Here is a 294-nt window from a genome sequence, read left to right on the forward strand (position 1 = left end):
GACCGCAGTCTGCGGAGGAAGTTGCCAATGCACTTGGCATTGCACGTGTCACGGCGCGCCGGTATTTAGACTTCTTAGTGAAAGAAGGCGAGCTGAAATTAGATATGCAATATGGCGGGGTTGGCCGGCCTGTTAATAAATATATCGTACATTCTGACTAAGAGACCAAAAAGACCAAAATGTACGATATGTTCATAAGCTTCACAGCCTTTGTTGAAATCGCTATCATTTAGCTACAGATAACAGTTAAGCGTTTACATCAAAGGGTGAGGGAGTTGATTTTTTATGAAGAGG

Annotated in this window: 1 protein-coding gene; it reads left to right on the forward strand. The window is 43.2% G+C overall.

What is annotated here, in order from left to right:
- On the forward strand, positions 1-161 hold a 161-nt coding region (locus SB658_RS23080), incomplete at its 5' end, for a FaeA/PapI family transcriptional regulator (RefSeq protein ID WP_410602593.1).
- Between the last annotated feature and the right edge of the window lie 133 nt (positions 162-294).

Source organism: Bacillus sp. SIMBA_008, from assembly GCF_046535495.1.
GTDB classification, from domain to species: domain Bacteria; phylum Bacillota; class Bacilli; order Bacillales; family Bacillaceae; genus Bacillus; species Bacillus subtilis.